Annotated in this window: 19 protein-coding genes; 7 read left to right on the plus strand and 12 right to left on the minus strand. The window is 65.5% G+C overall.

Annotation, left to right across the window (positions count from 1 at the left end; translation table 11 throughout):
• Window positions 1–490: 490 nt before the first annotated feature.
• The 4 genes from TSB10P1A_RS21605 to TSB10P1A_RS21625 all read right to left on the minus strand — a co-directional run bounded on the left by TSB10P1A_RS21605 (window position 491) and on the right by TSB10P1A_RS21625 (window position 4,914).
• Window positions 491–922 (minus strand): SufE family protein, encoded by a 432-nt coding sequence (locus tag TSB10P1A_RS21605; RefSeq protein ID WP_186389993.1) that lies wholly within the window; start codon window positions 920–922, stop codon window positions 491–493.
• 444 nt (window positions 923–1,366) lie between these two features.
• Window positions 1,367–2,653 (minus strand): toll/interleukin-1 receptor domain-containing protein, encoded by a 1,287-nt coding sequence (locus TSB10P1A_RS21615; RefSeq protein ID WP_186389995.1) that lies wholly within the window; start codon window positions 2,651–2,653, stop codon window positions 1,367–1,369.
• A gap of 92 nt (window positions 2,654–2,745) precedes the next feature.
• Window positions 2,746–3,888: a hypothetical protein gene (locus TSB10P1A_RS21620; RefSeq protein WP_186389996.1), complete on the minus strand. Its 1,143-nt coding sequence runs from the start codon at window positions 3,886–3,888 to the stop codon at window positions 2,746–2,748.
• A gap of 525 nt (window positions 3,889–4,413) precedes the next feature.
• Window positions 4,414–4,914, minus strand: a complete 501-nt coding sequence (locus TSB10P1A_RS21625; protein WP_186389997.1) for a DUF5330 domain-containing protein — start codon at window positions 4,912–4,914, stop codon at window positions 4,414–4,416.
• A gap of 388 nt (window positions 4,915–5,302) precedes the next feature.
• Between TSB10P1A_RS21625 and TSB10P1A_RS21630 the strand changes: the two genes are divergently transcribed.
• From TSB10P1A_RS21630 to TSB10P1A_RS21650, 4 genes are all read left to right on the plus strand, one after another.
• Window positions 5,303–7,195 (plus strand): HAMP domain-containing sensor histidine kinase, encoded by a 1,893-nt coding sequence (locus TSB10P1A_RS21630; RefSeq protein ID WP_186389998.1) that lies wholly within the window; start codon window positions 5,303–5,305, stop codon window positions 7,193–7,195.
• A 23-nt stretch (window positions 7,196–7,218) separates the two neighbouring features.
• Window positions 7,219–8,133: a peptidoglycan-binding protein gene (locus TSB10P1A_RS23595; RefSeq protein ID WP_208987170.1), complete on the plus strand. Its 915-nt coding sequence runs from the start codon at window positions 7,219–7,221 to the stop codon at window positions 8,131–8,133.
• Window positions 8,134–8,184: 51 nt separating this feature from the next.
• Entirely contained in the window at window positions 8,185–8,526 is a 342-nt protein-coding gene (locus tag TSB10P1A_RS21645; protein ID WP_186389999.1) for a DUF1491 family protein, read from the plus strand.
• A gap of 110 nt (window positions 8,527–8,636) precedes the next feature.
• Window positions 8,637–8,903, plus strand: coding sequence for a hypothetical protein (locus tag TSB10P1A_RS21650; RefSeq protein WP_186390000.1), 267 nt, complete (start codon window positions 8,637–8,639; stop codon window positions 8,901–8,903).
• Between the two features lie 18 nt (window positions 8,904–8,921).
• On the opposite strand, the gene TSB10P1A_RS21655 is transcribed toward TSB10P1A_RS21650, so the two are convergent.
• The 3 genes from TSB10P1A_RS21655 to TSB10P1A_RS21665 all read right to left on the minus strand — a co-directional run bounded on the left by TSB10P1A_RS21655 (window position 8,922) and on the right by TSB10P1A_RS21665 (window position 12,935).
• Entirely contained in the window at window positions 8,922–10,640 is a 1,719-nt protein-coding gene (locus tag TSB10P1A_RS21655; RefSeq protein ID WP_208987171.1) for an iron ABC transporter permease, read from the minus strand.
• Between the two features lie 7 nt (window positions 10,641–10,647).
• The gene (locus TSB10P1A_RS21660; protein ID WP_371515153.1) at window positions 10,648–11,625 is read right to left on the minus strand and encodes an ABC transporter substrate-binding protein; all 978 of its coding nucleotides are present in this window, start codon (window positions 11,623–11,625) and stop codon (window positions 10,648–10,650) included.
• A gap of 131 nt (window positions 11,626–11,756) precedes the next feature.
• The gene (locus tag TSB10P1A_RS21665; protein ID WP_186390002.1) at window positions 11,757–12,935 is read right to left on the minus strand and encodes a DUF2336 domain-containing protein; all 1,179 of its coding nucleotides are present in this window, start codon (window positions 12,933–12,935) and stop codon (window positions 11,757–11,759) included.
• A 317-nt stretch (window positions 12,936–13,252) separates the two neighbouring features.
• Between TSB10P1A_RS21665 and TSB10P1A_RS21670 the strand changes: the two genes are divergently transcribed.
• From TSB10P1A_RS21670 to TSB10P1A_RS21680, 3 genes are all read left to right on the plus strand, one after another.
• Entirely contained in the window at window positions 13,253–13,477 is a 225-nt protein-coding gene (locus TSB10P1A_RS21670; protein ID WP_186390003.1) for a hypothetical protein, read from the plus strand.
• Window positions 13,478–13,598: 121 nt separating this feature from the next.
• The gene (locus TSB10P1A_RS21675) at window positions 13,599–14,420 is read left to right on the plus strand and encodes a hypothetical protein (protein WP_208987172.1); all 822 of its coding nucleotides are present in this window, start codon (window positions 13,599–13,601) and stop codon (window positions 14,418–14,420) included.
• A 126-nt stretch (window positions 14,421–14,546) separates the two neighbouring features.
• Window positions 14,547–15,599, plus strand: coding sequence for an ABC transporter ATP-binding protein (locus TSB10P1A_RS21680; RefSeq protein ID WP_186390004.1), 1,053 nt, complete (start codon window positions 14,547–14,549; stop codon window positions 15,597–15,599).
• 185 nt (window positions 15,600–15,784) lie between these two features.
• Here TSB10P1A_RS21680 and TSB10P1A_RS21685 read toward each other — a convergent pair whose 3' ends face one another.
• From TSB10P1A_RS21685 to TSB10P1A_RS21705, 5 genes are all read right to left on the minus strand, one after another.
• Window positions 15,785–16,201 (minus strand): MucR family transcriptional regulator, encoded by a 417-nt coding sequence (locus TSB10P1A_RS21685; protein ID WP_186390005.1) that lies wholly within the window; start codon window positions 16,199–16,201, stop codon window positions 15,785–15,787.
• 350 nt (window positions 16,202–16,551) lie between these two features.
• Complete coding sequence (mnhG, locus tag TSB10P1A_RS21690) at window positions 16,552–16,887, minus strand: monovalent cation/H(+) antiporter subunit G (protein ID WP_186390006.1); 336 nt, start codon at window positions 16,885–16,887, stop codon at window positions 16,552–16,554.
• On the minus strand, window positions 16,884–17,285 hold the full coding sequence (locus TSB10P1A_RS21695) for a cation:proton antiporter (protein WP_186390007.1): 402 nt from the start codon (window positions 17,283–17,285) through the stop codon (window positions 16,884–16,886). Before TSB10P1A_RS21695 ends, mnhG begins: the two co-directional genes overlap by 4 nt.
• Window positions 17,282–17,758 carry a Na+/H+ antiporter subunit E gene (locus tag TSB10P1A_RS21700; protein WP_186390008.1) on the minus strand — a complete coding sequence of 159 codons (477 nt, stop codon included), beginning with the start codon at window positions 17,756–17,758 and terminating at the stop codon, window positions 17,282–17,284. Before TSB10P1A_RS21700 ends, TSB10P1A_RS21695 begins: the two co-directional genes overlap by 4 nt.
• Window positions 17,755–19,338, minus strand: coding sequence for a Na+/H+ antiporter subunit D (locus tag TSB10P1A_RS21705; RefSeq protein WP_186390009.1), 1,584 nt, complete (start codon window positions 19,336–19,338; stop codon window positions 17,755–17,757). The genes TSB10P1A_RS21700 and TSB10P1A_RS21705 overlap by 4 nt, the downstream gene beginning before the upstream one ends.

Genomic DNA, 19,338 nt, shown 5'->3' on the forward strand with positions numbered 1-19,338 from the left:
CGGCAGGCGTGAGGCCGGGCGGCGTCGCCTCCCTCTCGGAGGTCATCCCGGCCGCGCGCAGCGCAGAGCCGGGAACCATTGGCAACCCCGGCAGGCGTGAGGCGGGGCGGCGTCGCCTCCCTCTCGGAGGTCATCCCGGCCGCGCGCAGCGCAGAGCCGGGAACCATTGGCGACCCCGGCAGGCGTGAGGCGGGGCGGCGTCGCCTCCCCCAAGGCTGTCATACCTGCGCAGGCAGGCGTCCAGTATCCGCCGGGGCGTGTTGTTGCGCATCGGCCGCAGCTACGGCCCGGGCAGCCTCCGCCCGCCTCTTTTCCGCCGGCACCGCCCCCTTCGCCCACCTCTCCTTGCGTCATTCCGGACAAGGCGAAGCCGCGCACCGGAACCGGCGAGCCACGGCGGTCGTGGCATCTTTCGGGAGCGCGCCTCCTGCGCCCCCGGCCCCATCCCGCATCTGCGCTCGCGCGCCGGCCGGGAGAGCACCCCCCCCCTTCAGGCGTCGGCCAGCGCGGCGCGGGCGTCGGCGCGGATGCGTTCGACCATCGACTTGAGGCCGTTGGCGCGCTGCGCCGACAGGTGCTCCTTGAGGCCGATGCGGGAAAAGATCGCGTCGAGATCGGTCTCGGCGATCTCCGCGGCGCTGCGCCCGGAATAGGTGGCGAGCACGATGGCGACCAGCCCCTTGACGATATGGGCGTCGCTGTCGCCCTGGAACACCAGGCGGGGGGCGCCGTCCGCGCCCTGCTCCACCGACTTGACCAGCCAGACCTGCGAGGCGCAGCCGCGCACCTTGTTGGCGTCGGTGCGTTCCTCGTCGGGAAACTCCGGCAGCATCCGCCCCAGCTCGATCACATAGCGGTAGCGGTCGTCCCAGTCGTCGAGCAGGTCGAAATTCTCAAGGATGTCGTCGAGCGGCGGGATCATGGGCAGCCATCAGTTTTGGGCGGTCTTTGGGCGGTCTTCGAGCTGCCTTCGAGCGGAGCGCGAAGCGGAGCGGACTTTCGTGACCCGCTATATAGTCCGTGCGGCAAGAGATGGGAACCGGGGGGCTGTTGCTGTTAGCAGAAGGTGCTCGACGCATGGCTGGTCACTTGCAACACCGAGCGCCCGCATCTGGGCCGCAACATGAACGGGCGAACCCCGCTTCCGGCCTTCACCGAAGGCCTGACCGGCAAGCCGTCGCAACCAATGCAGAAACCGAAAGGAGACAGGCTGACAGCCAACCCGAAACAGGCTTCAATGCCCCACGAAACCCGCGCCGCCTGAAACCGCTTCAAAACGCGGTACTGTCAGGGGAATACCGTCTCTGTACATCCAGAATTCTGCAACACCTAAATTTCTGCTCTCGCCCTGCAATTTACGCCTCACTCAGCGACTCTTCCTGTTTGCGGATGCCGCCTTCTGTTTCTCCCATAACCCGTAGATGTTTTCCGACAATCTAAATATTTGGTGCTCGATGCGACTATCATCTATCGAAAGCATCAAGGTGTTCGCAAGCATCGGGAATTTCAAACGAACCTGATCAACGGTAACATCGTACGTCAAAACTACAATCGAAATCTCCCCTTTAACGTTTCTAGCAAAAATTGTTTCCCGCTCCTTCTGAAGCCATCCCTCCGACTCCAAATACTGACTGGATACGAAAATTATGGCTACCTCAGCCTTCATTATCGCCTGCTCCATACCGCTAAGCAGACTCTCGCCTGTTATGAATTGCTTGTCGCTAATTATATCAACATCAGCGTCAACCAAAAAGGATATTATCCTGTCCGCGATCTTCTTGTCTAAGTGGCTATACGAAAAGAATACCTTAGGACGGATCGAAGCATCTTTCTCATAGGCCTCCTCGATCCTAGTCAGCACATCGATAAAAGCCAACCTAGCCGACCTCGGGTACCGCTCGTCAGCTTTGATAAAAGCAATCGCCTCATTTGCGCACTGTGAAAAATCTGCAGGATTGTCTTTTTGAAGAAGGCAAGAGACACAGAGCAACTCAGGCTTCGTCTTGAACGCTCCACTGAATCCAATGTCGAAATGTCTTTTCAGATAATCTAAAAAAATCGGTTCACTCAACCTATAAAACGATGGAATTATACTTTCCAAGCAATAAAAGTAACGCGTAACAAGATAACACCAAGCAACTGCCCTGAAGTGCTTTTCATTGAAAACATCCATGTGAATATGTATATCTGCCAATATTTTTTCAAAATCCCTAGTTATATATCTGATATTCTCCACCATTTTATCTTCTTCTTGATAGCTACGAAATAAGGTATACTGCGAGTGACGCATATAGATTTCATATTGCGAAACATCAAATTTTGCGATTTCATTCGATGAAATCATATACTCCCACTCAGGAGTGTATAAAATCTGATCCAGCACACTCTTCGCTTGCCCGAACCGGTCCTGCAAAAAAAGACTTGAAGCATACCTCGAGAAAACCAATGGATCTTTGAAAACAATAGCATTCACGTCACGGGCAGCAGCCGCTTCTTGAAACGCAATTTCATCTTGGGCCATAATATATGAGTAAATTCGCTCCGCTATCATAAGTCCTGGTCTATCATCAAGCGCAGCCATCTTGAGACTAATAGGTCCAATCTTCTCCTTCAGATCCATATCCTCTATCATAGACTTAGTTACTTCACTCACCTCCCTGCTCCGCATCGTTAGAAACATATACCCAAGTTGTAAAAAAATTAACCTCTCTCTCCCCCAGTCCCGATAGCTTTCAGAAATATTTTTCATGTTTTTCCGCCCTCACCCTCACCAAAAGGCCGCTTAATTTGGACATAAGCTTCATAAATCTTATTATAAATTTTTCGCATATCTTCGTCGACGCTGGCGCCGTCTTTGCCGATCAGGGATTGATACAACTCCCCCGCTTCTTGCACGAGACGCAGCGCCTTGTCTTCAGTATCGAAATAAACTGCCCTGACCTTACTAATATCTTTATTCGCTCCCGTGTAATAATACGAATACTCTTCAACGGTTTTACCGGAAATATTTCGTATCACGTCCCTTAGATCGTCGATAGCACTATAGTGATACTTTAGGGCAGCAAAAGCGTTTCGCAGAAGCCCAACTTTTGGATCGCTCTCCGATATCAAACCAGACTTTATTTTCTCATAGACAAACCGATGCTCTTCGGATGACCATAGATGCTCTAGAGTTGTCCTCAATTGACATTCAATTGGGAATCCGACGATTAGACCCCTCTGCTCTTCGCTCATCTCTCCATAAAGTTGCTCCAGCGTCTGCGCCTCGGCAATATATCGATTTTCTCGGGATGTTGCTCGAAAGTTCAGCAACTTATCGGAAGAGCCTAGCCAAGTCCGCTCCGCTCTCGTAAAATTTAGATAGCAATGAAGAGATTCATAGTTTGTGTATTTTGTTTCATCAGCAGGCTTACCATTATCCTCCTTCAATCCCAGTTTTGTTACCATTCTCATATAGCGAGATTCTCGATTTTCATATTTTCTAAACGGAGCACTATACAACTCAAATCCGCTATCAAGAATAGTAAGTTCTTCATACTGAAGAAGCGCCTTAAATGTACTAATGAGAGCAGATTCATCAATGCAAATTATACGGCAGCCTATGAAATCCTTAACTATCTCCTGAAGTCTAATTTCACCAACACCTCCTGATCGCTTCATTTCCTTGAGGATTTTATTGAGCGCAGACAGGGAACCTTTCTTTCTGACCTCAAAAATTATATCACCCTTCCTATCCAGTGTATTTATCATCCCAATGAGCTCGTATCTAATTCTATTTTCTATGTAATTGAGAAAGCGCTGGTTTTCATCGGATTCATACTCACTAGTAAATTTTTTTTCAGAGTATTTAAGGAATTCGTCGATCGGATACCGCTTATTAAACATCATTTATCACATCCGCATTTTATATTGGATTTATGGTGAAAACTCTCGATCGAAAGACCTCACGCTCTCCAACACTATTGGGCCATCTCCACCGTCACGAATAAAACAAACTGCCTTGCCGCGACATCTTCGCGCTAATTTGCGTTCTAGGTGGCTCGACTTTTGGGGCCAATCAAGCCTTATCCCGTTCTTGGAAATATAGCGTCTAATGCCGGCCGTATTCAACTCGCAATACCTCAAAAACAAAAACCCCGCGGGTGAACAGGGCAGCAGTTCACCCGCGGGCGGCGGAAGGGTCCGCCTTCAGTTTGCGCAAAACTGCAAGAGACTTGCAGACGGTTCCGGACGGTGGGCGAGCCCGCCGGTCCGGGGACAAGCGGCCGGACAAGCGGTCCCGCCAATCCGGGGATAGTGTCCAGGCGGCGGCGTCCGCTGCGGCAATTTAGTCGGCCGGTCATCCGTCGGCCACCAGCCGGTCAGCGACGGAGCCGCCGGGACAGAGGCCGGCTCGTCTCAGCCCGGACCTGATCAGGCCGGGCGGTCGGCGCCCTTCGGCCGGGGCAGCGGCACCGGACCGTTGCCGGGAAGCTGGCCCACAGACTGGCCCACAGACTGGCCGACGATCTGACCCGCAGCCGGACCGGTTGCCTGATTGCCAGTCTGTCCGGTTGCCTGATTGGCAGCCGGGTCGCCGGCGGCCGGGGCCGTGCTGCCCGTCCGGGCCGGGGCCGCGCCTTCGGCCAGGCTCCAGACCGGCTCAAGGTCGGCGGCGGTCAGCGTGCCGGTCGCGCCGGTGGTGAGTTCGCCGTTCTCGTCGAGGTATTCGTAGATCATCCGCGCGCTGACCTTGGCCTTGGCGCCGATCTGCGAGATCGCCTGGCCGCCGGTCTCGCAGGTCTGCGGGTTGCGCTCGCAGAAGCTCGACAGGTCGCTGATCGTCGACTGGGCCGCGAAGAACGCGGCGACCGGGTTGATGCCGATGCCGTCCTTGCCGTCCTCGCCGGTGTCGATGGGCAGGATCAGCAGCACGAGCGCGATCCAGAATGCGCATCTCAGAAGAAAGAACATGGGTGCCGCCCTTGGCTGTCGTGTCATGTTCGGGAGCCGGTCGCCGAGATCGGTCGCCGGACCCGTTATGCCCGCAATCTAGCACGGACCCGCCAATGCCGGGTTGAGTCGCCGCTCTCAATTTTCCGCAATTTCGAGACGAGTTTTCGCAAAATTCGTCTCAAATTTTATCGAAATTCCCAAGCCCTGCCAAAGGCCCGCCAAGGGTCCGCCAGCGCGCCGAACCGCCCTGCCGATCCACCGTGAAAACCTGAGGTTTCATGGTTCCTTAAACCGTTCCTGTGACCATTGCGGGCATGAGATCGAACCCCCGGCGCTCCGCCGGAAAGACAGGCCGGAAAAGGCAGGAATGATGCCAGTATTGCAGGATCGGCTGAGGCTTGCGGCAAGCCATGTCGATGCCCTGGTCCACCCGGACGCGGCCCGTCAGGCGGCCGCGCGCGCCAGCCACGGCGCCTTCATCCGCGGGCATCTGGCCTGCGGCGCGCTGGCGCTCGTCCTGCTGCCGCTGCTGCTCGCCTTCAATGGAATCACCACCCCTGCCGCCGCCCTGATTCTCGGCTGGCTGACGGCGCATCTGCCGCTCGCCATGTATGTCTCGCGCACCGGGGATCTGGCGCGGGGACAGATCGCCTCGGCGGTGCTGTTCGCGCTGAGCTTCGGCGCGCTCGCCGCGCTCACCGGCGGCGCCGCTTCGCCGGTGCTGCCGCTGCTGGTGCTGGCCCCGGTCGAGGCGGCGCTGTCCGGCCGCCGGCGCGCCGTCGTGTTCGTTGCCGCGCTGACACTGGCATTGGCGCTGGCATTGGCGCTCGGCCCCTCGCTGGCCGGCCTGACACTGACGGATGTGCCGGCCGAGATCGGCGGTTTCCTGCCGGTATCCCTGGCTGTTGCGGCGGTTGCCGTGCTCTATGCCGGGCTGCTGGCGCTGCGTCTTGGCGCGGCGCTCGATCGCCGCGAGGCCGCGCTTCTCCAACGCGAGGCATGGGCGTCGACGGGCGCGCGGCTTGCCGGCGAGGCGATGCTGCGGCATGGGCCCGGCGGGCGCGTGGAAGAGGTCGGCGAGGCGGCCGCGCGCCTCCTCGCCCTCGGCTCTGCGGCTGCCGCCGAGCGGGAGTTGACCGGCGACGGGCTGTTCGCCCGCATCCATGTCGGCGACCGGCCGGCCTATCTCAAGGCGTTGAGCGACACGGCGGCGGAGGGCCGGCCGCAGCACCTGCGCCTGCGGCTGCGCCGGGGCGCCAGCCGTCCGGGCGAGGCCGGCCGCGCCGCCCATGCCGTCGTCGACATGACCTTCCACCCGGAGCCCGGCGGCGAGGCGGGCATCGTTAGCGTGCTGCGCGACGTCACCGCCGAGGCGGCGCTGGCGGCCGAGCGCGACGCGGCGCTCGCCGAGGCCGAAAAGGCGCGCGAGGCGCATTCGCGCTTCCTTGCCGTCGTCGGCCACGAGCTGCGCACGCCGCTGAACGCCATTCTCGGCTTCTCCGACCTGTTGCAAAGCGAAGCGCCGAACGCCGCCGCGGACGACCCGCAGCGGGTGCGCGACTTTGCCGGAACCATCCACCAGTCGGGCAGCCACCTGCTGCATCTGGTCAACGACATGCTCAACATGGCGCGGATCGAGAGCGGCCATTTCGAGATCGCCGCCGAGCGCTTCGACCTGCGCACCTGCCTCGACAGTTGCCGGCGGATGATGGAGCCGGAGGCGTCGCGGCTCGGCCTGCGGCTGTCGGCGGACCTGCCGCTGTCGCTCGGCGAGGTGCAGGCAGATCCGCGTGCCTGCCGCCAGATCGCGTTGAATCTGCTGTCGAATGCGCTGAAATTCACGCCGCGGGGCGGCCGCGTCGTGCTGTTTGCCAGGTGCGAGCCGCAGGGCTTCGTCTTCGGCGTGCGCGACACCGGCATCGGCATCGCGCACGCCGATCAGGAGCGGATTACCGAGCCCTTCGTGCAGGCCAGTGCCGGCCTTGCCCGGCTGCATGACGGCGCCGGCCTCGGCCTTGCCGTGGTCAAGGGCTTGACCAGCTTGAGCGGCGGGCGGATGACGCTGGACAGCCGCGAGGGCGAAGGCACCTGCGTCAGCATCGCCCTGCCGGCCGTGCCGCCGGCGCCGCAAGCCTCAAGGGGGACAGTGGAGGAGGCGGCCGGGGGCGCCACAGGGAGAGCGACAGTTACGGACAGGCTCGCGGCAGCTCGGGGGGAGGCCGGCCGCGGCATCGGACATGACCTCAAGCGCAGCGCATGAGCGCAAGGAAGAAGACTGACAGCATGAGCCGTTCGCCCCGAAACCAGCCCGCCCCCGCCGCCCGGCGCGGGCGACGCCACGAACCGCTGGCCCCGCCCCGTCCCGCGACGTCGCAGGGGCTCGGTGCCGTGGCGCTCGACAATCCGGTGGCGGCCGGCGGCTGGCTGGTCATGGCGCTGACCGGCGGGCTGATCATCGCCAACGCGCTCGCCTTCCAGTCCGGCAGCCACCCGGCGCCGCTGTTCGCCACCCGCGACAACGCCCGGGCCGCGGCACCGTCGGCACCGGCCGTCACCCAGGCCCAGTTGGAGCGGGAACAACTGGTGCGCGACGTGCAGTTGGAGCTGCGCCGCCTCGGCATGTATGGCGGCTTGCTGGACGGGGTGAACGGGCCGGCGACCGAGCGCGGGGTGCGGGCCTATCAGCGCGCGCGCGGCCTTCCCGAGACCGGCGACATCGACACGGCGCTGCTGGCGCGCCTCGCCATGGACACGGGCGGGGCGAGCGACGGCCTGCCTCCCCTGCCCCCGCTGCCGCCGGAGACCGCACCCGGTCACTCGTCGAGCCAGCCCGCCCCTTCGTCGGCGCAGGGGCCCGAGGGAGCCACCGGCACGGTTCGCACCATTCGGGTGACGCCGCCGGTGCCGGCCCCGTCCGCGCCGCGTGCGCAGCCCGTCGCCACGCCCGCCGCCTCCGGACCGGTGCCGCCCGCCCCGGTCGGCGGCCAGGCGCTCAGCGGCGAGCGCGCCCGCATCGCCCGGCTGCAGGCGGCGCTGTCGGAAATGGGCTATGGTCCCCTCGACGTCGACGGCTTCGCCGGCGAGCAGACCGCCAATGCCATCCGCCGCTTCGAGCTCGACCGGGGCCTTGCCATCACCGGCGTGCTCGGCCCGGTGGTCGAGCAGGAGATCGGCAAGGTGCTCGGCCGGCCGCTTTAACGCCCCGTAGGGCCCCGATCGAAACCGGATGCCCCGCGCGAAAGGATCGCCATGCGACTGACTTCCGGCTTCTGGGTCTCCGCCCTGATCCGACGCTGCTTCGGCGAGAACGCCTACGCCGGTGTCGTCTCGAAGGGCGCGGAGGAAGCCGGCGCCATCTACCTGGTGGTCGACCGGCGCGACGGCACCTGCGACCTCTACGGCCCTGCCCCGCAAAGCCTGTTCATGGACGCCCCCGTCGGCGACCGGCTGTTCGAGCGCCTCGCCGAGCGCGCCGAACGGGAGAGCGTCGAGGCTCGGCTCGCCTCCGAGCGGCGGATGGACCCGGACATCTGGGTCGTCGAGATCGAGGACCGCGAGGGCCGCACCTTCTGGGACGTCGCGTCCGATTGAGCGCCGATCCCTTGCCGCCGATCCCTGGCCGCCGATCCCTGGCCGCTGGCCTCTACCCCCGCCTCTGCCCGCCCGCCGCATACTGCTCGCGACGGATGGGAGCAGGGCCGATGGGGAAGAAGTATACGGGCAGCAGCGGTGACGGGGATAAGCCGTTTTCGGACCTCCAGGCGCGGGTGAGCGCGCGGCTCGGCATGCCGGCGGGGATATCTCCCACCGACGGGATCCGCTGGCTGGAGCGCGCGGCAGCCCAGGAGCGGCAGCTCGGCCTTGCCCGCTCCTGGGCGCACGATCCCAACCGGCTGCTGGCCCTGCGGCAGGCCCTGGCCTTGAGCGCCGCCACAGCCCGCCAGCACGGGAACGGTGCCCCGCCGTGAGACCCGCGCTCGGCGTGCTCAGTCCTTCCAGGGGATGGCGCCGGCCGGCACATGGCGGGCGAGCGCATTGACCGCCAGCATCACCAGCACCGTCGCCGCCACGGTGACGCTCGACATGGCGGCGGCAAGCGTCGTGTAGCCGCCGTCCTCATAGTTGAAGATCGTCGTGCCGATGGTCTCATTGCCCGCCGACCACAGCAGCGCGGACACCGTCACCTCGTTGTAGGAGGTGAGGAAGACGAGGATAGCGCCGGAGGCCGCCGCCGGCGCGACCAGCGGGGCATGCACCCGGTAGAGCCGGCGGAAGAAGCCCGCCCCCGAGACCCGCGCGGCATCGTCGAGGCTGGCATCCACCTGCATATAGGCGGCCATCACCGCGTTGAGGCCGATGGCGAGGAACACCGCCACATAGGCGACGAGGATGATCGCCATGGTGCCGTAGAGGCTGACGCCGAGCACCGGCAGCGGGCGCAGGAACATCAGGATGAAGGCGATCGACATGACGAGGCCGGGCACCGCATAGGCGACGTCCGCCTGGGCGGCGGCAAGACCGGCGATCCGGCGCGCCGCGCCCCGGCGCATGGCGAGGAAATAGCCGAGCAGGATCGACAAGGCGGCGATCAGCAGGGCGGCAAGCGCGGCCGCCGCCGTGGAATTGGCGAAGGCGCGCAGCGTCACCGCCTGGCGGAACAGGATCTCGGCGTAGTTCTCCAGCGTCAGGCTGCTTGCGACCAGCGGCAAGCCGTAGGTGCGCATCAGCGAGGTGGCGAACAGCGACAGCGCCGGCAGCAGCAAGGTGGCGGCGAGCAGCAGCCAGACCGTCGCCTCCACCGGCAGCCGGGCGCGGCCGAGATCGACGGCCAGCGGCTGTTGCGGCAGGCCGACCAGCGCGTTGCGCAGGCGCCGCTGCAGCAGCACCTGGATGCCGACAAGGCCGAGGGTAACGATGGCGAGCAGGATCGAGATCAGCGCCACGTCGCCGAGCACCGAGGGGCCGTAGCCCGCGAGCCGGCGCCAGATCAGCACCGGCAGGGTGGTGTAGCGCGCCGGAATGCCGATCAGCGCATTGATGCCGAAATTGCCGAGCGCGCTGACGAAGGCGAGCACGAAGCCGGCCAGCAGCGAGGGCGCCAGCAGCGGCAGGGTGATGCGCCACAGCAGGCGCGGCGCGCGGGCACCGGAGACGCGGGCGGCATCGCTGAGCTCGCGCGGGAAGGCGCGCAGGCCCGCCCGCACCACCAGGAAGACGATGGGCATGTGCTGGAACGAGAGCAGCGCCACGAGGCCGGTCAGCGAATAGACCGGATGCGGCGCGCCGGCCGCCGGGGCCAGTCCCAGCGCCTGCAGCACCGGGGATGCCGGCCCCAGCGCCTGGCTCCAGGCGATCGCCGTCACATGCGGCGGGATCATCATCGGCAGCAGGATAAGGAAGACCAGCGGCGCCTTCGCCCGCACATTGGTGAGGCCGAGGGCCAGCGCCAGCACGGTGCCGAGCGCCGTGGCAAGGCAGGCGGACAGGAAGCTGCTTTCCAGCGAATTCCACAGCGCCCGCTGGACGGAGCGCGAGGCGAGCGTGTCGGCAAGGGGGCTGAGCGACAGCCCGCCGCCCTCCCCGGTCAGGCCGATGGCGAAGAGCAGCGCCAGCGGCACGCCGCACAGCAGCGTGACCAGAAAGGCGACGGCGGCGAGGGAGAGCCCCTCGCCGCCGGCGATCGCGAAGGCGGACGGACTGCGCAAATCCCGGTTACCCGCCGAAGATCTCTTCGAACTTCATCTTGTTGGCGGCGTCGCCCTCGAGCGCGGCGGCCGGATCGAAGTCGAGCAGCTTGATCTTGTCGCGGGCCGGGAAGCCTTCCGGAGCGGGCACGCCCGGATGCGCCGGCAGGTAGCCCTGCGAGGCGGCAAGGGCCTGGCCCTCTTCCGAGATCAGGAAGTCGACGAAGGCCTTGGCGGCCTCGACATTCTTCGCGGTCTTGAGGATCGCGACCGGCTCGGTGACGGCGGAGACGCCCTCCTGCGGGAAGACGAAAGCCACCGGCGCGCCCTCGGCCGCGCCGCGGATCGCCATGAAGTCGACCAGGAAGCCGTAGAGCTTCTCGCCGCCGGCAACCGCCTTGTAGACGCCGCCATTGGCGCCCTGGGCCAGCGCGCCCTGCTCGGCAAGCCCCTCGTAGAAGGCCCAGCCGAGGTCCGGATGGCTGGTCACCGAGACCATGTGGATGGTCGCCGCGCCCGAGGTCAGCGGCGACGGCATGACGAAGCTGTCCTTCGCCTCCGGCTTCAACAGGTCCTTGTAGGACGCCGGCACCATCGCGGCGCCGGTGTTGTAGACGATGCCGGTGGTGATCAGCTTGGTGGAGAAATAGGTGCGGTCGGCATCCATGATCGCCGGATCGTAGGCCGAAACGTCGGCGCCCTCATGCGCCAGCAGCCGGCCTTCCTTCTTCAGGCTTTCCATCGTCACCGTGTCGGCGATCAGCAGCAGGTCCGGCTGCGGGTCGCCGGCGGCGAATTCGGCCTCGAGCTTGGCCATCACCTTGGGCGTGCCGTCGCGCACCCACTCGACCTCGACGCCCGGATGCTTCGCCTTGAAGGCGTCGACGGTCTGCTGCGCGTCGGCATTGGGCTGCGAGGTGTAGAGCACCAGCTTGCCGGACAGGTCGGCAAAGGCGGGCGTTGCGAGCGAAACCGTCAGAACGGCCGCGAGCAGCTTGGTCTTGATCATGCGAAACCCCGTGACTGGCGTGAGCATCCCGTTCGACGAAACGGGCGAACACGGGCCATAGCAGGCGCATGTAACAGTTTCTTGTGCGCCGGCCCAGATGCCGGGATTATTGCAAGGCTCGCCGGGCGTCAGCCGGCATCGCGGCGCGAGGGGGCGGTGGCGGCAGAGGATGGCGGGGCGACCGTCCGTCCGCCCTGGCCGTCGTGGCGCTCCGCATGGGAGAGGCCGCCATAGGGCGAGGCGAGGCCGGCCGCGCGGGCCCGGCCGAGGACGGCGCGCGGCGCCTCCTCGCGGGCGTCGGCAAGCTGCGCCAGGGCGGCGGCGGGCCCGGCGCACAGCCCCTCCATCACCAGCATCGCGGCGCGCGGCGTCACCCGGTCATGCAGGGCAATGAGGCCGCGCAGGTGCTCCAGCGGGGCGGTCTGGCCGAGCACCCGCACCAGGACGCGGCCGCTTTCGCTGTCGCCGGTGCCGAGCGCCCGGAGCGCCAGCACCAGGGCTTCGCCGCCAGGATCATCGACGATGCGCGCGGCGATGTCCGCCGGCAGCGCCAGCGCATGGGCCAGACGCGCCGCGAAGACGGCAACGCCGCCGGAGAGCGCCGCCGCGACCAGGGCCTCCAGCACGGCGGGCTTGAAGGCGACGTTGAGCAGCCTGGGGTCGCCCCGGCGGGCCAGTTCTGCGAGCGCCCGCGCCTCGGCGGCGGCGATCGCCTCCATGCGGCCCGTGCGGTCGAGATCGAGGAACAGGGCGAAGAGCAGCGGCGCCGGCAGGGCATGGCGGCGGGCAAGGTCGGCGGCGAGCGCCCGCAGCATCTCCTCGCGTTCCGACAAGAGCTCCAGCACCCGGTCGCCGGGAGGGCAGTCGGGGCGGGCCAGCAGCACTTTCAGCGTCGAAAGGTCCGCATGGCGCAGCAGCACATGAGCCACGGGTTCGGGCATCTGCGAGCGCGCGGCGATGGCCCGGTGCACGGCGGCGTCGCCGCTGGCGGCGCGGGCGATCAGATCCGGTTCGGACAGGGCGCCCTCGCCCGCGAGCGCGGCGGCGGCGATGCCGCTGTCGGGATCGGCGGCAAGCAGGCTGAGACACTCCTGCGGCGCCGCCGGGGCGGCGGCGAGCAGCCGGGCGATGACGAGCCGCTGGCTCGCCGGCGTGTCGGGCAGGAGCTGGCGGAAGAGCTCGGCGAAGATGCGCCGTTCGGCGACGTCGTGCCCCTCGCGCGCGACATAGAGCTCGGTGGCGGCGAGCAGCAGCCCGGCCTTGCGGGCATCGCCCGGCTCCATTGCCAGATCGAGGACGCCGTCCATCGGACGATGGTGCGCGCGGCGACGGTCGTCCGCGCTCTCGGAAAGAGCCGCGCCGGGAGGCGGAGACTTGCTGGAACCATCGAAGGATCTGGACACGGGCCGTGACTGCCTGCGTTACGCATCTACACGCGCCCGCCGCCGGATTTCTCCGAAGTGAACCTACCGGAAGCGGACTGCGTAAAACTGCCAGAAAAGCGTTAGCGAGTTGTTAACCCTGACTCGTTCCTACTCACCTTACGGCAGTTGGTACAGCGTGACCTGCCAGGGGTCTGGGGCCGGCGCGCCACCGCGCACCGGGTTGGCTCACGGAGGGTGCTATGGGCACCGTGCTGAACTTTCATTGCGGCTATCGACCGGGACGTCCCATCCGTCGCGGCCTGCCGCGCGGCCGGACCGGGCCGGCGGAAATCGTCATCTTCCCCGGCGTGCGGATCGAACGTCGCGACGGCGCCGGAACGCTTGATCTCGGCGCGCGAATCGGGCGCAAACAGGATAGCCTTGGGCATCCGGGTCTGGAGCGCGATCCCGGCAAGGCTCACTGAGCCGGACCACCCGTCCCAACACGGGGCGCGGGGGGCTCGACGGGAAAGAGCGAAGGTGACGATCCGCCGTCCGACAGCGCATGCGACCCTGGCCGAACGGCCTCCGGTCGCGGAGCGTCCGATGATCAGACACCGCGCGGGACGCGCTCTCGCGGGCGTGCTTCTGGTTGCCTGTACCGGGCTGACGCTCGCCGCCTGCCAGCGGCCAACCGGCGATTTCGGCCGTGCCGCACCTTCGGTGATCCACGACCGGCTGATGCCGGAGGCCGGGGCGGAACTTGCCGTGTCGCGCGGCGAGCCGATGTCGCGCTTCAACCTCACCGATGACGAACGCGAGATGCGCGATCGCGGCTGGACGCTGATCCGCCCACCGGCCAGCGAAGACTGGATCGAGGGCACGCGCGTCGAACTGATCCGCACCCGCATCCTGCCGGAGACCGCCAGCAAGCTCGACCCCGACCGCTACTACTCCTATCTGCGCTCCGACCGCTACCGCTCCAGCGAGGTGCGCTACGACAAGGTGGCCGCCGATGCCCGCGCCGACGCGGCCCTCGTTCCGCCGTTCTGCGAGGTGGCGACGCGGGTGATGAAGGCGGACGTGGAGCGGCTGCGCGCCCTCGGCCGGCGCGACATCTCCACCAAGGAGGAACTGGCCGGCGCCCAGGCGCGCGTTTGGGAGAACCGGCGCTATGTCGACTGGGCGAGCCAGGCGCTGCGCTACCGCCTCGTCTCCTATCGCACCGCCATCGACGCGCTGGAGATCGAAACGCCGTCCCATTCCAAGGTGTGGGACGCCAATGTCGCCTGGAAGAAGCTCGCCGCCGAGGTGGTGCTGCTGGAAAAGGGCTGCGAGGCGATCAACCGCTACGGCCAGGAGGCGGAGGCACGGCGCTCGCGCATCTATTCCAACTGGGGCACGGAACGGCCGGCACCGAAGAAGTGAGCCGGCGGATCCGCTGTCATGCGATCCTCACACAGTCATGCGAAGGGGCTCGGCTGCGGGCGGCTCCCGCACCGCCGCGCCCCTCGTCAGGCCGCTTTCCCGATCCGAACACAGAACCGGAGTCCCATGTCGGTTTCCCTTCGCGCGCTGACCAAGCGCTTCGGCCAGCAGACGGCCGTCCGCGACATCTCGCTGGACGTGGAGGCGGGCAGCTTCTTCGCCATTCTGGGTCCCTCCGGCTGCGGCAAATCGACCTTGCTGCGGCTGATCGCCGGACTGGAGACGCCGGACGGAGGCGAGATCGCCATCGGCGGCGAGACGGTCGCCTCCCGCTCCCGCCATGTGCCGCCGGAAGCGCGCAATGTCGGCGTCGTGTTCCAGTCCTATGCGCTGTGGCCGCATATGAGCGTGCGCGACAACGTCGCCTTTCCGGTCGAAAGCGCCGGCCTTGCCGCCAGCGACCGCAAGCAACGGGTCGAGGGCAGCCTCGACAAGGTGGGGCTCTCGGCCTTCGCGGCGCGCAAGCCCGCCTCGCTGTCGGGCGGCCAACGCCAGCGCGTCGCCCTCGCCCGCTGCCTTGCCCAGCAGGCCGGCACCATCCTGATGGACGAGCCGCTTGCCAATCTCGACCCGCATCTGCGCCAGTCGATGGAGGAGGAACTGGCGCTGTTCCATCGCCAGACCGGGGCGACGACGCTCTACATCACCCACGACCAGCGCGAGGCGATGGCGCTGGCCGACCGCATCGCCATCCTGTGGGAGGGGCGCCTGCTGCAGGCGGCGAGCCCCGAGACGGTCTATCTGCGCCCGGCGAGCGAATCGGTGGCGCGCTTCATCGGCCGCACGGCGCTGACCCGCGTCGAGGTGGAGACGGTGGGGGCCGGATTGGCCCGGGTGCGCGCCGGCGCCCACGCTCTCGAGGTTCGCGCCGCGCCGCAGGCGCGCGCCGGCGCGGGCACGGTGATGCTGCGGCCCGAAGACGTCGAGATTGCCGGAGACGATGGCGCGCCGCGCGCAAGGGTGCTGCATGCAAGCTATCGCGGCGGTTTCTTCGAGGCGACGGCGACCCTTGCCGGCATCGACGAACCGCTGGTGCTGCACCTTGCCCGCAGGGTGGCGCCCGGCGAGGAGGTGCCGGTGCGTCTCGCCGGCGGCTGGCTGCTGCCGCAGGACGGCTGATCCCCAATCGCCGGGCCCCAATCGCCGGATCACAATCGCCGGCCGGCACGCGCCCCCTTCAAAAGGGGCAAGCCCCTCAAAAGCAAAGACCGCCGCGGAGGGATCCGCGGCGGTCTTTGCTTTATGGCCGAAATCTCAAGGTCGACGTTCCGGCCCTACAGCCGCGCCAGACCTTTCGGCAGGGCTTAGCGGCCGCGCTTGCGCTGCTGGCCGAGGCCCATCTTCTTGGCCAGTTCCGAACGGGCCGCCGCGTAGTTCGGCGCGACCATCGGATAGTCGCTCGGCAGGCCCCACTTCTCGCGGTACTCTTCCGGCGACATGTCGTAATGGGTGCGCAGGTGCCGCTTGAGCGACTTGAACTTCTTTCCGTCCTCAAGGCAGATGATGTAGTCGGGCGTCACCGACTTCTTCACCGGAACGGCCGGACGCAGCGGCTCCGGCTCGGGCTCGACGGTCGAGCCGCTGGTCCGCTGGAGCGCATTGTAAACCTCGTTGATCAGACCGGCGAGGTCGGACGAGGCAACGGTGTTGTTGGACACATAGGCCGAGACGATTTCGGCGGTCAGGTCGATGAGATTGTCGTCGGCGACCGTATCAGTCATTATTCCACCCATCAGTTTATTCGGAACTTTTGCGAAATAGACCGACAAAAGTACGGTCAGACAAGCTCAGCGTACTGTTTCGTTACTGACGCGAGGCAATATCTGACTACGATTCTGCCGACCGAAAGCCATGTGTGTCGTATATATCGACAAAAAGGCAATCACAAGAGAAATTTTTGAATGAAACCCATGTAGCCAGATCGCGTTGCCAATCGATTGCCAAGGACGAACTAGATTTCGCAAAAACAAGAAAAGCAGATTGCGAATAAAAAGGCGAAATCAGGGCAGTTTCCCGGCCCGCCGCGAACCCGCACCCGCACAGCGGCGCGGACGCGCGGCGGCTTCGCCGTTCAGGTGTCGCGCTTGCCCATCTCGTCGATATGGGTATCGGAGCAGGGCCGGTAGCCGACTTCGTAGGACGCCTTGGCCAGAAGATGCGCGGCGACGGGCGCCGTCAGCAGGAAGAACACCACGCCTGCGAGCGCCCGCGTCAGCACGTCCACCTCGCCGGTATGGACCGCCAGGGCGATCAGCATGAGGCCCGAGCCGAGCGTACCGGCCTTCGATCCGGCATGCATCCGCATGTAGACGTCCTTCAGCCGCAACAGGCCGAGCGTGGCGATCAGCGAGAAGGCCGACCCGATCACGAGGACCAGACCGACGGCAATTTCGAGAAACGGGGTCATCGTGCGCCCTCCCCTTGCGGTGCGGCAGAGCCGGCGACATTCGCTTTCGACCGCCCTTCGCGCAGTTCGGTCTCGCGGATCTCGTCGACGATCGTCGGATCGCGGGCAAGGCCGCGGTTGAGCACGAAACGGGCGAAGGCGACCGTCGCGAGGAACCCGACAAGGCCGAGCGCGATGGCGATGTCGACATAGAGGAAATAGTCGGTCTGCACGCCGATGGCGGCGATATAGCCGATGCCCACCGCCACCAGCATGTCGAGCGCGACAACCCGGTCCGGAAGGGTCGGCCCCCTGACGATGCGCAACACGATCAGCACGAAAGCCACCGTCAGCACGGCGAGCGAGATGTTGACACACACGTCCAGGAAAGCGGACGAGAATTCGGCAAGGCCGCTCATCGGAAGGCCTCCAGGATCTTGCGTTCGAAGCTGTTCTTGATGTCGTCGATGGTCGCCTGCTTGTCCGGCACGTCGATGCAGTGGATGTAGAGCGTGCTGCGGTCGTCGGACACGTCGACGGACAGGGTGCCCGGCGTCAGCGTGATCAGATTGGCGAGCATGGTGATCTCGAAATCCCGGTCGACGGTGAGCGGATAGGCAATGATGCCGGGCTTCAGCTCGATCTTCGGCCGCAGGACGATGGAGGCGACCCTCACCGCCGACAGCACCAGTTCGTAGACGAATGTCATCGCCAGGACGAAAATCAGCCAGAACCGCCGCAGATAGCGATCGGACCCGGCCTGCTCGCGGATGAGGTAGAGCGCCATCGTGCCCAGCAGGAAGCCGAACAGCAGGTTGACTTCGGCAAAGCTGCCGGTGACCGCGCCCCAGGCAAGCGCCAGCAGGATGTTGATGAGGAAAAGGCCGGTCATTGGACGGTATCTCCGAAGACGGACCGCAGGTAGCCGAGCGGCTCGACAAGGGTCAAGGCACCGCGCTGCGCCACCTGCATCATGAACTCGGGCTGCAGGCCGATCAGCACCACCAGGCCGAGCAGCAGGCCGATGGGAAGCCAGACGCCGGGGCCGCGCACCTCGTCCGGGACGACAAGGGTCGCGGTCAACTGGCCGTCGGCGGTGCCTTCCGCGCCGCCGCGCCAGAACGCGTAGATCCAGACGCGGCCGACCGCGATGGTGGTCAGCAAGCCGGTGAGCAGGATGGCGCCGGCGATCCAGCCATGGCCGTCCTGCAGGGCCGCGTCGACCAGCAGCACCTTCGGCCAGAACCCGGAGAACGGCGGCAGGCCCGACACGGCGAAAGCCAGCATCAGGAAGACGGCGGCGAGCACCGGGCTCGCCCGGTAAAGGCCGCCGAGTTCGCGCATCGAATAGGAGCCGCCGAGCGCCCGCATGACGCCCGCCGCCATGTAGAGCGCCGTCATCACGAGGATCGAATGAACCGCGTAGAAGATCGCTCCGGCCATGGCCGGCGCGGTGCCGATGGCAAGGCCGGCCAGCATCGAGCCGATGCCGGAGATGACGAGAAAGCCGAGCAGGCGGCGCAGGTCCGTCTGGGCCAGCGCGCCGATCACGCCGGTCAGCATCGTCGCAATGGCGACGACGGCGATCAGGTCGGACAGCATCAGCCTTGCATCCGGCAGCAGCACGCCGAAGATCCGCAGCAGGGCATAGACGCCGACCTTGGTCAGCAGGCCGGCGAAGAGGGCCGCCACGACGATCCGCGGCGTATGGTAGGAGGCCGGCAGCCAGAAATTGACCGGGAAGGCCGCCGCCTTCATGGCGAAGGCCAGGAAATACAGCACCGCCACGGTCATCAGCGGCCCCTCGAAGCCGCCCGCCGCCGCCTTGCGCGCGATGTCGGCCATGTTCAGCGTGCCGAGGATGCCATAGAGCAGGCCGGTGGCGATCAGGAACAGGGTCGTGGCAACGATGTTGAGCAGGGCGTATTTCACCGCACCGTCGAGCTGCGCGCGCTCGTTGCCGAGCACCAGCATGCCGAAGGACGAGATCAGCAGAACCTCGAACCAGACATAGAGATTGAAGATGTCGCCGGTCAGGAAGGCGCCGCAAACGCCGGTCATCAGCAACAGCAGGAACGGATAGAAGCCGTAGCGGCGGCCGGACTTGTCGATGTCGTTGATGCCGAAGACGGCCGCGGCGAGCGCCACGATCGACGACACCAGCGCCAGCGTCGCCCCCATGGCATCGACCGTGAACGCAATGCCGAAAGGCGGCAGCCAGTTGCCGGCGACCATGGTCAGCACGCCCTTGTCGAGCACGCGGGCAAGCAGGCCGGCGCAGGCGAGCACCAGCAGCGTCAGGAAGATGATCGCCACCTTCGGCTGCGCGTCGGTGTTCTTGCGCGTCATCAGGCAGAGCGCACCGCCGAGGATGGTGATCAGCAGCGGCGCCACAATCAGCCAGTCGCCCGGCGGCACCGGATCCATCCGCATGGCCTGCGAGAGATCAACGGGGTAGTCGGAAGCGGCCAT

The sequence above is a fragment of the Stappia sp. TSB10P1A genome, assembly GCF_900185725.1.
GTDB lineage: Bacteria > Pseudomonadota > Alphaproteobacteria > Rhizobiales > Stappiaceae > Stappia.

Coding starts and splice junctions, on each gene's coding strand:
- TSB10P1A_RS21705 (WP_186390009.1), bottom strand. CDS start 19,338: ATGGCCGCTTCCGACTACCCCGTTGATCTCTCGCAGGCCATGCGGATG.
- TSB10P1A_RS21645 (WP_186389999.1), top strand. CDS start 8,185: ATGCGACTGACTTCCGGCTTCTGGGTCTCCGCCCTGATCCGACGCTGC.
- TSB10P1A_RS21700 (WP_186390008.1), bottom strand. CDS start 17,758: ATGACCGGCCTTTTCCTCATCAACATCCTGCTGGCGCTTGCCTGGGGC.
- TSB10P1A_RS21680 (WP_186390004.1), top strand. CDS start 14,547: ATGTCGGTTTCCCTTCGCGCGCTGACCAAGCGCTTCGGCCAGCAGACG.
- TSB10P1A_RS21670 (WP_186390003.1), top strand. CDS start 13,253: ATGGGCACCGTGCTGAACTTTCATTGCGGCTATCGACCGGGACGTCCC.
- TSB10P1A_RS21695 (WP_186390007.1), bottom strand. CDS start 17,285: ATGAGCGGCCTTGCCGAATTCTCGTCCGCTTTCCTGGACGTGTGTGTC.
- TSB10P1A_RS21685 (WP_186390005.1), bottom strand. CDS start 16,201: ATGACTGATACGGTCGCCGACGACAATCTCATCGACCTGACCGCCGAA.
- TSB10P1A_RS23595 (WP_208987170.1), top strand. CDS start 7,219: ATGAGCCGTTCGCCCCGAAACCAGCCCGCCCCCGCCGCCCGGCGCGGG.
- TSB10P1A_RS21620 (WP_186389996.1), bottom strand. CDS start 3,888: ATGATGTTTAATAAGCGGTATCCGATCGACGAATTCCTTAAATACTCT.
- TSB10P1A_RS21665 (WP_186390002.1), bottom strand. CDS start 12,935: ATGGACGGCGTCCTCGATCTGGCAATGGAGCCGGGCGATGCCCGCAAG.
- TSB10P1A_RS21630 (WP_186389998.1), top strand. CDS start 5,303: ATGATGCCAGTATTGCAGGATCGGCTGAGGCTTGCGGCAAGCCATGTC.
- TSB10P1A_RS21650 (WP_186390000.1), top strand. CDS start 8,637: ATGGGGAAGAAGTATACGGGCAGCAGCGGTGACGGGGATAAGCCGTTT.
- mnhG (WP_186390006.1), bottom strand. CDS start 16,887: ATGACCCCGTTTCTCGAAATTGCCGTCGGTCTGGTCCTCGTGATCGGG.
- TSB10P1A_RS21675 (WP_208987172.1), top strand. CDS start 13,599: ATGATCAGACACCGCGCGGGACGCGCTCTCGCGGGCGTGCTTCTGGTT.
- TSB10P1A_RS21605 (WP_186389993.1), bottom strand. CDS start 922: ATGATCCCGCCGCTCGACGACATCCTTGAGAATTTCGACCTGCTCGAC.